Genomic DNA, 12,570 nt, shown 5'->3' on the forward strand with positions numbered 1-12,570 from the left:
CTCATCCTCCGCTGGTTACTTGCTCACCGGCCCCTACTTGGTCACCCGAATGGTTCACCACAAGGTCGTCGCGGTGGATCATCGCTGAGCGCGCTTCGTAGCCAAGCACCGTTTCGATCTCGGCCGTCTTCAACCCTGCGATCCTTACGGCATCGGCGGCGTCATAGGCAACCAGTCCGCGCGCTATCTCGCGGCCTTCGGGCGACAGGATCGCCACCGTGTCGCCGCGCGAGAAATTACCGCTGACCAGTTTGACGCCGGCCGGCAACAGCGACTTGCCCGACAGCAGCGCACCGATGGCGCCGGCATCGACGGTCAGCCGGCCAGCCGGTTCGAGCTGCCCGGCGATCCACGTCTTGTAGCCTTTGACCGGATTGGCGCTTGGCCGGAAGAACGTCGCCCGCTCGCCACGCTCGATCGCCAGCAGCGACGACAACCGCGTACCTGATGTGATGATCATGGCGGTGCCGGCGGCGGTGGCAATCTTGCCGGCGTCGAGCTTGGTGCGCATGCCGCCGCGCGAAAGCTCAGAAGCGGCCGCACCTGCCATTGCCTCGATCTCGGGGGTGATGCGGTCAACGACCGGAATGAACCGGGCTTGCGGGTCGCGCGCCGGCGGCGCGGTGTAGAGCCCGTCAATGTCGGAGAGCAGCACCAAGAGATCGGCGCCCATCATGGTGGCGACGCGCGCCGCCAGCCGGTCATTGTCGCCATAGCGGATTTCGGAGGTCGCCACCGTGTCGTTCTCGTTGATGACCGGCACCGCCTTCATCTTGAGCAGCGTCGAGATCGTCGCCCGCGCATTGAGATAGCGGCGGCGCTCTTCGGTGTCGCCGAGCGTCAGCAGGATCTGGCCCGACTTCAGGCCGCCCTTGCCAAGTGCATCCGACCAGGCGCCGGCCAGCGCGATCTGCCCGACGGCCGCCGCCGCCTGGCTCTCCTCGAGCTTCAGCGCCCGCTTGCCGAGGCCTAAAATGGTGCGGCCAAGCGCGATGGCGCCGGACGACACGACAAGGATCTCGGCGCCACCTTCGGCCAGCACGGCGATGTCGTCGGCAAGCGAGGCCAGCCAGTCGCGCTTCAGGCCGGTCGTGCGGTCGACAAGCAGCGCCGAGCCGATCTTGACGGTGATGCGCCGGTATTTTCTCAGCGACTGCGCGGCCATCGCTATCTCCAGCGCGTCTCGACCGGAGTGGCGACAGCTTCGCGAGCCTCGGCCACAACCGCCATCAGCGCTCGCAGAACGGCTTCGACGCCTTCGCCGGTGACTGCGGACAAAAGCATCGGCGCACGGCCGGCGGCGCGTTTCAGCGAAGCAGCCTTCTTCTTGCGTGCGTCGGCATCGAGCGTGTCGACCTGGGAAAGTGCTACGATCTCGACCTTCTCGAACAGCCCATGGCCATAGGCTTCGAGTTCGGTGCGCACGGTCTTGTAGGCCTTCCCCGGATTTTCTTCCTGCGCGGAGACGAGGTGCAGAAGAACGCGCGTGCGTTCGACATGTCCGAGGAAACGGTCGCCGATGCCGACGCCCTCATGCGCACCTTCGATCAGGCCGGGAACGTCGGCGATGACGAACTCGCGCCCATCGATGCGGGCCACACCGAGGCCAGGATGCAACGTAGTGAAGGGATAATCGGCAATCTTCGGCTTAGCCGCGGTGACGGCGGCCAGGAAGGTCGACTTGCCGGCATTGGGAAGGCCAACCAGGCCGGCGTCGGCGATCAGCTTGAGCCTGAGCCAGATGTTGAGCTCTTCGCCCGGCTGGCCGGGATTGGCGCGGCGCGGCGCCTGGTTGGTCGAGGTCTTGAAATGCTGGTTGCCGAAGCCGCCATTGCCGCCCTTGGCAAGCAGGAAGCGTTGGCCGACCACGGTCAGGTCGCAAATCAGCGTCTCGTTGTCCTCGGCAAAGATCTGCGTTCCCGCCGGCACTTTCAGCGTGACGTCGGCACCTTTGGCGCCGGTCATGTTACGGCCCATCCCGTGCGTACCGGTCTTGGCTTTGAAATGCTGCTGATAGCGATAATCGATCAGCGTGTTCAGCCCATCGACCGCCTCCACCCAGACATCGCCACCGCGGCCGCCGTCGCCGCCGTCGGGACCGCCGAACTCGATGAATTTTTCGCGCCGGAACGACACCGAGCCGGCGCCGCCGTCGCCGGAGCGGATGTAGACCTTGGCTTGATCGAGAAATTTCATCGGATTGCTGAGTTTCTGCTAGGGGCCTTGCGGCATTGCTCTAAAACGTTCGGCACTGCTCTAAACCAAGGCGGGGCGAAGGGCGAGGCTGTTTATGAACATGGCCGGAGTCGCAATGAAGCTCGTAACCTACAACATTCACTACGGCGTCGGCCTCGACGGCCGCTACGATGTCGGCCGCATCGCCGATGCCGTGCGCGGCGCCGACGTGATCGCGCTGCAGGAGGTCTCGCGCAACAACCCCAACAATGGCGGCCGCGACATGGTGGCCGAGCTCGGCGAGGCGCTGCCCGAATACTTCGCCGTCTATGGCAGCAATTTCGAGGCCAATGTCGGCTCGCGCCTGGAAAACGGCCGCGCCATCACCACCACCTTTCAGCTCGGCAACATGGTGCTGTCGAAAACGCCCGTTCATCTGTCGCGCAATCTCCTCTTGCCGCGCAGCCGCAGTTTGGAAGTGATGAATTTCCAGCGCGGCGCGCTGGAGGCGCTGATCGAGACGCCGCTTGGTTTCATCCGCTTCTATTCCACGCATCTCGACCATCGCAGCCCGGTCGAACGCGCCAGCCAGATCCGGTTTCTGCGCCAGCGCCTGTTGAACTATGCGATCGAGGGGGGCGCGCTGTCGGGGCTTGCCGAGGTCGGCCTGCCGGACCTGCCCTGTCCCGAAGCCTTCGTCGTCATGGGCGACTTCAACATGCTGGCCGGATCGCCGGAATATGTCGAACTCGCCGGCCGCCTGGATCACGAATTCGGCATACCCATGACCGCCGACCTTGCCGTAGATGTGGCCCTGCGCCTTGCCGCCGCAGGCGCCGATCTCGTCTCCTGGATCGACCCCAAGCGACCTGACGACGCCAGCCGCTACAAGCGCATCGACTATGTCTTCACCAGCGCCTCGCTCGCCAAATCGCTGAAGCGCCTTTGGGTCGACCGGCAAGCGGTCGGCTCGGACCACCTGCCGGTCTGGGTCGAGATGGCCTGACCGGCGTCCATCAGAAATGCACCCAGTTTCGCAGGCTCGTCCAGGTCCTGCGATCGAGGCGGTAGCGCTCGACCGGCACCTGGCCGGCGACGATCGAGTTCAGCATGCCTTGGCCGGCATATTGGAAGCCGCATTTGTGGATGACCCGGCGTGAGGCCGGATTGATGACCCGCGTCGAGGCATGCAGCACCTGAATCGCCGTCTTCTGAAAGGCGAGGTCGACGAGCGCATGTGCGGCCTCCGTCGCATAGCCGCGCTTCCAGTAGGGCTCGCCGATCCAGTAGCCGAGCTCCAGCCCGCGATCAGTGGTGTTGAGGCCGGCGCAGCCGACGAAGGTTTCGGTACCGGCCAGCGTTAAGGCATAGGCAATCCCGGCCCGGCGCGATGCCGTCATCGCCAGGAAGGCGCGTGCCTCGGCCTCGCCATAGGGGTGGGGCATGCGGGCCAGCATTTCGGCGACGTGGCGGTTGTCGGCGAGCACCACCAGTTGCTCGATATCGCTTTCGCGCGGCGCCCGCAGGACCAGCCGCTCGGTCACCAGGACCGGGCAATCTATCGCGTAACTTTCACCGTCTGTGTCTTCCGCTTCGGCAACCATGTCAGTCCTCCAGGCACAAGAAAAAGGGGAGATGGAAACCCATCTCCCCTGATCCATTTCCTGGCTTGGCCAGACACCGGTTCCCGAGATGGGTGCCGGTGTTCTCGTACGGAACCGGCTACTCCGCGGCCTTCATCGGGTTCACCGATACGTAGGTTCGGCCATTGGCTTTTTTGTTGAAGGTGACTGCGCCAGCTTCGAGCGCAAACAGCGTGTGATCCGTGCCAATGCCGACATTGGTGCCGGGATGCCACGTCGTGCCGCGCTGACGAATGATGATGTTGCCCGGAATCACGGCTTCGCCGCCGAACTTCTTCACGCCGAGCCGCTTGGAATGGGAGTCGCGACCATTGCGCGACGAACCGCCAGCTTTCTTGTGTGCCATCTAACTAACTCCGATGCGCCGCAAGGGCGCTTAAAAGGTCTTATGAACGCGTTCGCGTTCCGTTTCAAGTCCGATCCGGCGACGATTGCGCCGGCTCGCTTTACTTCTTCGCCAATTCCTTGGCCTGCTCGCGCCAGTCCGTGATCTGGTCGGTGCTGAACGGCATATGCTCATCGATCCTGGCGACATCCTTGTCGGACAGCTTGGCGAGCTGGGCGAAGGTCGTGATGCCCTGCTCGTTCAACTGGCCGGCAGCAACCGGGCCGATGCCCTTGATCACGGTCAGATCGTCCGGCTCGCCTTTCGGCGCCTTGAACAGCGGAGCCGCGGTTTCGCTTGCCTTGGCTTCGGTTTCCTTCGGCGCAGCCTCTGCCTTGGCTTCCTTCTTCGGAGCAGCCTTTGCCTCGGTCTTGGCCGCAGCCTTCTTCGTCGGCTTGGCACCATCCAGCAGGATCTCGGCGATCCGCACGGTGGTCAAAAGCTGGCGATGGCCTATCTTGCGGCGCGAATTCTGCCGACGGCGCTTCTTGAAGGCGATGACCGTGCGGTTCTTGCCCTGTTCGACGACCTCGGCGGTGACCAAGGCGCCGTCGACGAACGGCGCGCCGAACGTGACATTCTCGCCCTCGCCATGCGCGAGCACGTGGCCGATCTCGACGATATCGCCGACCTGGCCTTCGACTTTTTCGATCTTCAGGAGATCGTTGGCGGCGACGCGATACTGCTTGCCGCCCGTTTTGATGACTGCGAACATTTTTTGCCTTTCGCTGTTCGGTCGGCCTTGATGAACCGCGTCAGGCGGTTCGGCCGTCTTTTTGTCAGTCTGCGGGTTCAAAAAGCAAGCGGCGCGGAAGAACCCTCCACGCCGATTGCGCGCTGTCCCTAACCGAAGGTTGGCCGCAAGTCAAGGCAAGCGGCCAGCGAGCAGCCGAACGTTCGGGCCAAGCGCGCGGCAACACAGAGAGCCGGGCGGCAGCCTGACAAGAAGCCGGTTCGCCGGGCAGATTGGCCCTTGTAACCTGTTCGCCCAGCCGTTATCTAGTGCGCCGCGCCGGCAACGGCGGACCATGACCGCGGAGAGGTGGCAGAGTGGTCGAATGCACCGCACTCGAAATGCGGCATGGGTGCAAGCCCATCGGGGGTTCGAATCCCTCCCTCTCCGCCATAAGCCCCGAAAAGCCCAGCTTTCTGCGGTTCTTACTTCTGCGGCACATCCTTCCCACCAGTTTTCCCACCAGCGCGTCAGTAGGGAGTGTCGCGCACGCTATTCCTTGCTAGGTGAAGCGCGTCAGCCACGCTCTCCAATTCGGACATTTTGATCGCTAGCTTGCCAGTCGCCGTTCGGCAAACGACATGTGGTTCGCGGCCGCTACGCGGGTCCGCCTTTGCGCCGCATAGCCCGTGCGCAAGGCAATTCCTGATATCAACCAGCGTCTCGATGTTGCTCCGGACCCGCAGCCAGACCTCTGGCTCAATTGCGCGCCAGTGCGCCCATATTGATCCCTTAGACAACAGGCGATCTGGCTCGATCGCCTTAATGCGCCCACGAACTCTTCCTCTAGCCATCCCCAATGCATGAGCACATATGCGACTGCGGCCATAAGATCGCGCATGTTCGGATTGGGTCGTCAGTCATGGTTGTTACTCCACCTACGTCGTGCCGCCAACATTCAGTAGCGTCGCGGCCAGCCCGACCCCGCCCCCCGGCCTGCCCCGCCGCGCGCTGGGAAGCCCATATATGCCGCACGAACAAAGCGGCGCTATTTTCGAACTTTCTGACAGGTCAGGCAGACGAGGCGCCACAGTGGTTTCCTAGTCCGTCATCCGTAGCATACCTGGAGACGGGTCCATCGCGGCAATCACTGGTCGTCGCATATGGGTGAAGCTCGCCAATGCCTGACCTTGGCCAAGGCTGCGCACCATATGCCATAGGCTTTCATCCGCATTCGGAACAAAACTGCGAAGGCGACGAGCTATCGGATCGTCGATCTTGTAGATGAGCCAGTTGTTCACGAGACCAAGTACCTCATCTGGCAGATCGTTCGGCGACTGCGTAACGAAGGTTAATCCGAGATGGCGCTTCCGACCACGCTTGGCGATGCGTACGAGTTGATCGCGTAGCGTCGGCATTTTCGTCACGCGCTTCGCGGAAAGGAACTCGTGCGCCTCCTCAATGATGACGTTCGTCGCGAGCGGCTTTTCCCCAGCGGCGGTTGCCTTGTCGTAGGCCTCTTGCTGGAAGATCAAAATTCCGCGAAGGATTTCAGCGATGGCCAAGTTACGAACGTCCATGTTCTCCAAGTCTGAGAGATCGATGACGTTCACTCGTCCAGGAGCGAGCATGTCGGCGTATCGCAGCGGCGAGGCGTTCCCGTTATCAAACACGCCTAGTCGGCGGAGCCGGCTCAGCCTGCTGGCAACTACCTTCCAGCTTCGAGTGTCCCCAAATTTTGGCCCGCCCTTGCGGCCTTTCTTGTCGTCATCCTCATCGTCGTGGACGCCGCCGATCTGTGCCATAATAGTTCGCTTGATCTGCGCCCAGTTACCTGTGAAACCCCGTGCACGATAGACCGGCTCGTCGTTTTGCCCTTCTGCCAGCCCGATGATACCGCTAACGAGATACCCAAGGTGATAAAGCGTCATGAAAGGCCAGCCGCGCTCGAACTCGTCGATTTCGAGCACAAGTTCTTGGTCGCGCTTCTCCCCCTCACGTGGAAAAATCTTTAGATCGCGCATCAGACCTTTGGCGATCTCGTAGACTTTTAGTAGCCGGTCCTCCTGGGCCTGACTGAGATCCATGATCTCGGTAAACGCAAAAGGAGAAATCTCAGACAACCGCAGCGAAAAGGCCGTCCGGTTCGGGTGACCAGGGTTTGCGCAGTCACGTCCCACCAAATGGTATAGATGGGTATTCTCGACACCATGGGCCTTTAGACCGCGTTCCGCCAATGCAGCCAAGAGATGCGGACTGTCCGTGGGCTCATTGAGCTTCGCGTATTCCCCTTCTACGTCGAACAAAAATGTGCACACGCCATTTTCCTGGAGGCCTGCGGTATAGCGTCCAACGCCTGTACTCTTACCGCCGCCCGTGGTGCCGACGACGGCAGTGTGACGAGGCAGGACCGACTTCTCGTGGCTCGGGACTTTTACTTCAACAGTGTCGTGCCCGTAGACGAGACCGAGGCGAATGTTGCCGTTCAGGCTGAGAATGTCCGCCATCTCAGCATCGGGAACCGAATGCACTGGCGAGTTCGGTTTTGGGCGATGTCGCGCTGCTGTTAGCCCGCTCCCCACCCGTTGGCCGATGATGGTTGCCTGTACCCGACCATGGTGGCGGGGCATAATCATGGCCCGATTTACGACAGACGCGATCAGGGCAGGAGCGTCGGCGCGCAGGCCATCTGGCTCGCAAAACGGACCAGCCGTCACGGTGGCAATGTATTCGCGCTGATCTGCGATGCTGCGAATTTTCAACAAACTTTGCGACGGGACAACGTCAACGTTCTCCGGCGGCAGCACCACCGTGACCGTGCCATCAGAACTCGACCTATCGTCGAAAGTCGTGCGGCCGATCGAGCCTTGGTATTCAGCGGGCTCTTCGTAGGCCCCACCGTTTGCTTCAGCGTCGCGCGCCAACGAGTTGCGCGCCTCTGCTGGCGATGGCGCAATGGTTGGCTCAGGCTTCGCAGTGTTATTTTGTTCGTTCAACATGTTCACTCCGATCATGCTCTAGTCGTGCGCTCGTCCAAATACCGGTAGGGCTGCCCGGCGTTGCTCAGCGCTGTAAGGCTTGGCCGGTTCAGGGTCTCAGCCCCGAAGTACGTGCCGCAGATCCCATCCGCCATATCGATCAACATCGGGAAGCCGCGATGTTCTTGAAGGACGCTATCGGCCATAGCGATGTGCGCCGCCTCGTGTGCATAGTCTCTGTGCGCGTAGAACATCCGCGCAGGTGCCATGGCCGAGGCGCGGTAGACGCCGGCGACCACCGCTGGTCCCGCCTCTCGACAGAATGGTGTTAGCTCATTGTCAGCGACCGACTTCCATTCGCCGCGATAGTTGCCTTCGAGAATGCGATCTAGGTCCGCGGTGGCGTCGTCGATGATTGCGTATTCAAGGGGATCGAGCGCGTCGCCTATCGTAAGGAAGTGTTCTTTCTTCGTTGTGCTAGGGATGAAAAGGAAGCGCTTATGTTGAAGGATCAGTCGATCGAGGACGGGAATGGACTTCTGGATCAATTCGGCGATGCCCGCGCCGCTCAAGAGCTCATAGGCCAGGGGGTTTCCGTGACCGACGCGCCACGGGGCTTGGGCCTTATCAGCCAGAACCACTCTTTCCATGTAAGTCATGACGCCCCGCCGCATCATGTCAGTAATCTTGCGACGCCCGCCGTTGTTTTCGGGTCCACCGGATCGGCGGCGCAGGATTTCAAGGGTCTCATCCAACACGGATGGTCCTCCCTTTAACGGGATGTCGCGCCGGTAAATCCGGTGCGCCCACATTTCCTCTTGACCGTAGTAGGAGGTTGTCGCGACGGCGATCTGGATGATTTGGATCGACAATGTATGAAAGAGGTGGCTATTTGCGTCGCACGCCTCGACAAGCCCATTAAAAAGCACGTTGTTTTGGGCCGCCTTTACGTCGGCGAGGGTGGCGCGAAAGACACCGGCACATAGAGGTGCGCCAGGAGAACGGATATGCGGGAAGATGTTTTCGCGGATCGACTTCCGCAGGCCACCGCTCAACTGCTCCGCTTGTTCAATCTCTTGCTCCAGGCGGTCGAATGCCTGGATCGCCCGGACCCCCGATTGCCAGGTATTGATATCGAGCGTATCACCCAGGCTTTCACCCGTTATTGCCTTGTACTCGGCCGGCTCGACTGCGATCTCGCCGACGGGTTCGAGGCCGTCGTCAGACAAATTGTTTGGGTTCAAATCCGACATCGGGGTTCCTTAAGGACGTTTGCTAGCGTTCTTCCGGCACAACCCGCTTGTTTCGACAGGCAGTTCAATTTTTTTGGCGGCGAGTTGTAGACGATCAAGAAACCGATCGGTGGTCCGACGAGCATCGATCCAGCGCGCCCACGCCAAGGCGCTTTCTGGCGGGAAGCCGTAGGCCAACTCTAAGAGCTCTCGACAGTCCTGGCCCGGCGCGGACGAACTCGCGATACGTCGGCTAGGCGCCAACAGCTCGTAACCAAGGAGGTCGGCCTCCGCCTCTAGCGTCAGGGTGTATTCATCGGGCCTTCCAACTTCATCCCTGCCGAGAGCATGGCGGTACGGACCCAAGGGCACGTCGCGGAGGATGCCAGCTACGCGTTCCGAGGCCGCTAATGGTCGATTTCCGTCTAAAGCTGCAGTCACCTCCGGCCCCAGCTTTCGAACCGCCATAAGGCGGGGGCGCTCATAGTGTCGGAGGAAATGAGCGACCTCATGCGCAAGCGTCACCCGCTCTTCGTCCGGGTCCATGGCTCCGTCGAGGAAGATAAATCCGTGCCCCCCGTGTGCCACTAAACATCCACGGAGGTCGCGGTCTGCCGCTGGAAAGGCGTCCTCTACTCCATGACGCGAAAGCCAGTCTTGGGCCTCACGGACACTCAGGCGAGGCAGATGGATTACGGCAAGAGAGAGTGTTCGTGTTGCGGCTCTCCTCAACTGTCTGGGAAATGGCTCGGCCTCGCCAACGCGGCGCCAAAATGCGGCGGCTTCTGGTCGGGGATCGAAGATCATCCGCGATCCGAACCCGGAACGTCTTCTTGCTTCCGATCGCGAGCAGCGGCAAGCAGGCCGTTTGTTGAGAGGCCGGCTCGGAAAGCTCTCAGGGCTTCCGCCTCCCGCAGGAACGCCAGCAGTGTGTCAAATTCCAACCCTGAGTGGCTGGCGATCTTGGCAACATCGCTCATGAAGCTTGGTTTCGATGACCATGGGCGGCGACACAGGCCCGCCTGAATGACGGCGTCCACGGTTGCCACTAGCTTCTCGGCAATCACGGTTAGGTCAACACGCGAGCCCGCCCAGTCCTGATAGGCAGACGCAATATAGTCGTCATCATGTTGTAATCGGTCGACTGCCCGCCGCAGCCCACTAGTATCTGCTGCCCAAACCATTAGAGCTTCAATCCAAGCCGCTGCAAGCGCTTCTCAATCTTATCGCGTCGTTGCTTAACGCAACGCCCTTGCTCGCTCTCGTCTAGTTTATCGAGGCCGAGCGCTCGGGCATATTCCTCAGTGGCGTCTTCTCCAGACAGGAAAAGGCGCAACACCGCTTCGTCCCCATCGTCGCGGATTATCTCGTGCCCGTGCTCTCTCATAATCCGCTCCGCATCAAGCCGGGCTAGGCTGCCCTCAACATGATCATTCCGGTCTACAACGGTCAGTTCGACAAAGCGGATATGTTTTTTTTTCGAGTTGGCTCGCGACACCGCCAAGTTGCGGGCGTCCCCTTTCGCGATCATTGCCAGATAGGTCGCCAGGCCGGACAGCTTGACGTCGTAGCGAGACGGATTTCTCACGTGCTCCACAATTGCGTCGGTCGCAAGATCGATCGCATCTTCCCACGTAATACCCATGGCTCGATGCTGCCGGTATACCGTCGCGGCAAGAGGGCGTTGAGCGATCCGAAATAGATCAGCCGAAGCGGTCGGTTCATTTGCGAGAAGTCGCTCGTGCGCCCGGATAAGTTGCTCGGCCCGGTCGGTCATTTGCCAGCCTTGCGAAGGGCGACATACAGTTCGCAAGTCATCCGTTTGTGGATGCTGGCAACGCGTTGGTTTCTATTCGGCGGCGGGAGCGACCGGTTTGTCGAACTTAGATCGCGCCGATCATGGCCCAAGGTTTCTAGACCTGCGACGCGAGCAATCTCGGTAAGAACTCGTGCCCCATCGTATTCGCGCCGGCTAAGAATGGAGGGCCCGACCACGAAGAGCGCTTGGCCCCCCGGTCGGAGTACCCTGGCCATCTCTTGAAGAACAGAAAGCATGTCATGCACATACCGGCGTAACAAGGGTTTTCGCCTCTCATCGGATACGCCGGCATCAACCATTAGCTCCAACTTGTCCGGCAATTCTCCGATCGCCAAGCCCCGTTCAGTCCCGACGGAAGCCGATCGAATTGCTCGCAAATCAATGAGTTCATGACCGAAGAAAATAAGGGTGAACTTGGAGGTCCGTAAGTAATCGATTGCGTTGACATAAGGCGGCGACGTTATCACGGCATCAACGCTCTCATCGCCCAGATCCAGGTCCCTTGCATCTCCCAGGCATATGTTTGCCGAGAATTTCTGTTCGCTCACGCTTTCAAGGTATTTTGCAACGTTCGCGCTGTTCCGAACCCAAAGTTCGAACGGTGGCTTCGGGGCTCTCGTAGGCACCCGGTGTGGTCGAGAGCGTGAGAGGTCCATTGCCATGGAAGCGCCACCCTCACGTGAGATGATGCATGCAGAAAACGTGACAGCCGCGAAGAGAAGCATGGGGGAGGGAGGCAGATCGTCGAGTGCTTCGGCAAGGGCAAACAACTCTGTCGCCGCACGCTCCTTGAACCAATAGCAAACGAATGCCTGGTCCTCTGCGGGTAAGGTGGAGAGCTTTTTAGCAAGGTAGCCCGTGCCTTCGGCGAGCACATGGGCCCGAGCGAGAACCTCATCTGAGAATGCCAGAAATTCTCTCGGAGGCGCCGCAGCGCACAGTCCCCGTGAAAGATAGATCGCGAGCGGATCAACGTCGCGAGCGATGGCCTTCCGGCCCTCAAGCTGTGCGGCCCTTGCAACCACGCCTGAGCCACACATGGGGTCCAGAATTGTGTCTCCGGGCTTGCTGAACTGTGTTACGGCTGCCCTCGCTACTTCGAGCGGCATTCGGGCCGGGAAAGGATGAGGAAACGGGCGCCGACCTCTTGTCGCTACACCCTTGGTTGCGACCACCGCCGCAAGTGACCTCTCTGCCGCGCTGAGATCGCCATCGTGGGATGGCCCGATAGTCTGAGGGAGCAGAGGAGGCGCAATAGTCAGTTCATCAACGATCGCCCACGCTGACACTTCAGCATCGGTCTCCAATCTGCGCATGATCCCCCCAGCAAAGTAAGGGCCGCACCTTAGGCGACCCAATTGGAACTGGTAACTCGTAGTTGAGAAAAGGCCAAATACTTCTCTAACGAGTGCCCTTGGCAGGCGCGTCGGCAGCCGCCAAATCCGCAGGGCGGCGCGTTTCAGCCGACGTAGAAGCGAATTTCGTGTGCATGTCTTATCGCGGCGGCCGCCGCAATGAAGCTCTTGTGGCGCGCAGGCCACCGTTCTTTCTGAGCCCTCAGCTTTGATCGCTTGGCCAGCGCATCTGACTGCTGCCATGTTCCCTTGCTGACTGCGATTGCGCCGCCATGCGCCTCGCGGTCGTCGCGCAGAACTGGCGTCTACT

Annotated in this window: 12 protein-coding genes and 1 tRNA gene; 2 read left to right on the forward strand and 11 right to left on the reverse strand. The window is 60.7% G+C overall.

Annotated features, from left to right (window positions below; all coding sequences use genetic code 11):
* Position 1: 1 nt before the first annotated feature.
* Together proB and obgE are read right to left on the reverse strand one after the other, a co-directional pair.
* Positions 2 to 1,165, reverse strand: coding sequence for a glutamate 5-kinase (proB, locus tag ACWTU7_RS21305; RefSeq protein ID WP_455840141.1), 1,164 nt, complete (start codon positions 1,163 to 1,165; stop codon positions 2 to 4).
* 2 nt (positions 1,166 to 1,167) lie between these two features.
* Entirely contained in the window at positions 1,168 to 2,196 is a 1,029-nt protein-coding gene (obgE, locus tag ACWTU7_RS21310) for a GTPase ObgE (protein ID WP_455840140.1), read from the reverse strand.
* A 115-nt stretch (positions 2,197 to 2,311) separates the two neighbouring features.
* On the opposite strand from obgE, the gene ACWTU7_RS21315 reads away from it, so the two are divergent.
* Positions 2,312 to 3,181 (forward strand): endonuclease/exonuclease/phosphatase family protein, encoded by an 870-nt coding sequence (locus ACWTU7_RS21315; RefSeq protein WP_455840139.1) that lies wholly within the window; start codon positions 2,312 to 2,314, stop codon positions 3,179 to 3,181.
* Between the two features lie 10 nt (positions 3,182 to 3,191).
* Here ACWTU7_RS21315 and ACWTU7_RS21320 read toward each other — a convergent pair whose 3' ends face one another.
* The 3 genes from ACWTU7_RS21320 to ACWTU7_RS21330 all read right to left on the reverse strand — a co-directional run bounded on the left by ACWTU7_RS21320 (position 3,192) and on the right by ACWTU7_RS21330 (position 4,918).
* The gene (locus tag ACWTU7_RS21320; protein WP_065011195.1) at positions 3,192 to 3,779 is read right to left on the reverse strand and encodes a GNAT family N-acetyltransferase; all 588 of its coding nucleotides are present in this window, start codon (positions 3,777 to 3,779) and stop codon (positions 3,192 to 3,194) included.
* A 118-nt stretch (positions 3,780 to 3,897) separates the two neighbouring features.
* The gene (gene rpmA / locus ACWTU7_RS21325) at positions 3,898 to 4,164 is read right to left on the reverse strand and encodes a 50S ribosomal protein L27 (RefSeq protein ID WP_455840138.1); all 267 of its coding nucleotides are present in this window, start codon (positions 4,162 to 4,164) and stop codon (positions 3,898 to 3,900) included.
* A 100-nt stretch (positions 4,165 to 4,264) separates the two neighbouring features.
* A complete protein-coding gene (locus ACWTU7_RS21330) occupies positions 4,265 to 4,918 on the reverse strand; it encodes a 50S ribosomal protein L21 (protein ID WP_455840137.1) in 654 nt (217 codons plus the stop codon).
* A gap of 321 nt (positions 4,919 to 5,239) precedes the next feature.
* On the opposite strand from ACWTU7_RS21330, the gene ACWTU7_RS21335 reads away from it, so the two are divergent.
* Positions 5,240 to 5,329, forward strand: a tRNA-Ser gene (locus ACWTU7_RS21335).
* 647 nt (positions 5,330 to 5,976) lie between these two features.
* Here the strand turns inward: ACWTU7_RS21335 and ACWTU7_RS21340 are convergent.
* From ACWTU7_RS21340 to ACWTU7_RS21365, 6 genes are read right to left on the reverse strand one after another with little or no spacing between them, the layout of a single operon-like run.
* Positions 5,977 to 7,875: an ATP-binding protein gene (locus ACWTU7_RS21340; protein ID WP_455840136.1), complete on the reverse strand. Its 1,899-nt coding sequence runs from the start codon at positions 7,873 to 7,875 to the stop codon at positions 5,977 to 5,979.
* A gap of 11 nt (positions 7,876 to 7,886) precedes the next feature.
* The gene (locus tag ACWTU7_RS21345) at positions 7,887 to 9,107 is read right to left on the reverse strand and encodes a hypothetical protein (protein WP_455840135.1); all 1,221 of its coding nucleotides are present in this window, start codon (positions 9,105 to 9,107) and stop codon (positions 7,887 to 7,889) included.
* A 9-nt stretch (positions 9,108 to 9,116) separates the two neighbouring features.
* Positions 9,117 to 9,893 (reverse strand): ImmA/IrrE family metallo-endopeptidase, encoded by a 777-nt coding sequence (locus ACWTU7_RS21350; RefSeq protein ID WP_455840134.1) that lies wholly within the window; start codon positions 9,891 to 9,893, stop codon positions 9,117 to 9,119.
* Entirely contained in the window at positions 9,890 to 10,270 is a 381-nt protein-coding gene (locus tag ACWTU7_RS21355) for a hypothetical protein (protein WP_455840133.1), read from the reverse strand. The genes ACWTU7_RS21350 and ACWTU7_RS21355 overlap by 4 nt, the downstream gene beginning before the upstream one ends.
* Positions 10,270 to 10,863 (reverse strand): hypothetical protein, encoded by a 594-nt coding sequence (locus tag ACWTU7_RS21360; protein WP_455840132.1) that lies wholly within the window; start codon positions 10,861 to 10,863, stop codon positions 10,270 to 10,272. The genes ACWTU7_RS21355 and ACWTU7_RS21360 overlap by 1 nt, the downstream gene beginning before the upstream one ends.
* Entirely contained in the window at positions 10,860 to 12,503 is a 1,644-nt protein-coding gene (locus ACWTU7_RS21365; protein WP_455846540.1) for a DNA methyltransferase, read from the reverse strand. The genes ACWTU7_RS21360 and ACWTU7_RS21365 overlap by 4 nt, the downstream gene beginning before the upstream one ends.
* Positions 12,504 to 12,570 lie beyond the last annotated feature (67 nt).

It is taken from the genome of Mesorhizobium sp. BHscii, from assembly GCF_053848065.1.

Excerpts from the sequence above, each read along its gene's own strand:
- proB (WP_455840141.1), bottom strand. The coding sequence starts at position 1,165 with ATGGCCGCGCAGTCGCTGAGAAAATACCGGCGCATCACCGTCAAGATC.
- obgE (WP_455840140.1), bottom strand. The coding sequence starts at position 2,196 with ATGAAATTTCTCGATCAAGCCAAGGTCTACATCCGCTCCGGCGACGGC.
- ACWTU7_RS21315 (WP_455840139.1), top strand. The coding sequence starts at position 2,312 with ATGAAGCTCGTAACCTACAACATTCACTACGGCGTCGGCCTCGACGGC.
- ACWTU7_RS21320 (WP_065011195.1), bottom strand. The coding sequence starts at position 3,779 with ATGGTTGCCGAAGCGGAAGACACAGACGGTGAAAGTTACGCGATAGAT.
- rpmA (WP_455840138.1), bottom strand. The coding sequence starts at position 4,164 with ATGGCACACAAGAAAGCTGGCGGTTCGTCGCGCAATGGTCGCGACTCC.
- ACWTU7_RS21330 (WP_455840137.1), bottom strand. The coding sequence starts at position 4,918 with ATGTTCGCAGTCATCAAAACGGGCGGCAAGCAGTATCGCGTCGCCGCC.
- ACWTU7_RS21340 (WP_455840136.1), bottom strand. The coding sequence starts at position 7,875 with ATGTTGAACGAACAAAATAACACTGCGAAGCCTGAGCCAACCATTGCG.
- ACWTU7_RS21345 (WP_455840135.1), bottom strand. The coding sequence starts at position 9,107 with ATGTCGGATTTGAACCCAAACAATTTGTCTGACGACGGCCTCGAACCC.
- ACWTU7_RS21350 (WP_455840134.1), bottom strand. The coding sequence starts at position 9,893 with ATGATCTTCGATCCCCGACCAGAAGCCGCCGCATTTTGGCGCCGCGTT.
- ACWTU7_RS21355 (WP_455840133.1), bottom strand. The coding sequence starts at position 10,270 with ATGGTTTGGGCAGCAGATACTAGTGGGCTGCGGCGGGCAGTCGACCGA.
- ACWTU7_RS21360 (WP_455840132.1), bottom strand. The coding sequence starts at position 10,863 with ATGACCGACCGGGCCGAGCAACTTATCCGGGCGCACGAGCGACTTCTC.
- ACWTU7_RS21365 (WP_455846540.1), bottom strand. The coding sequence starts at position 12,503 with ATGGCAGCAGTCAGATGCGCTGGCCAAGCGATCAAAGCTGAGGGCTCA.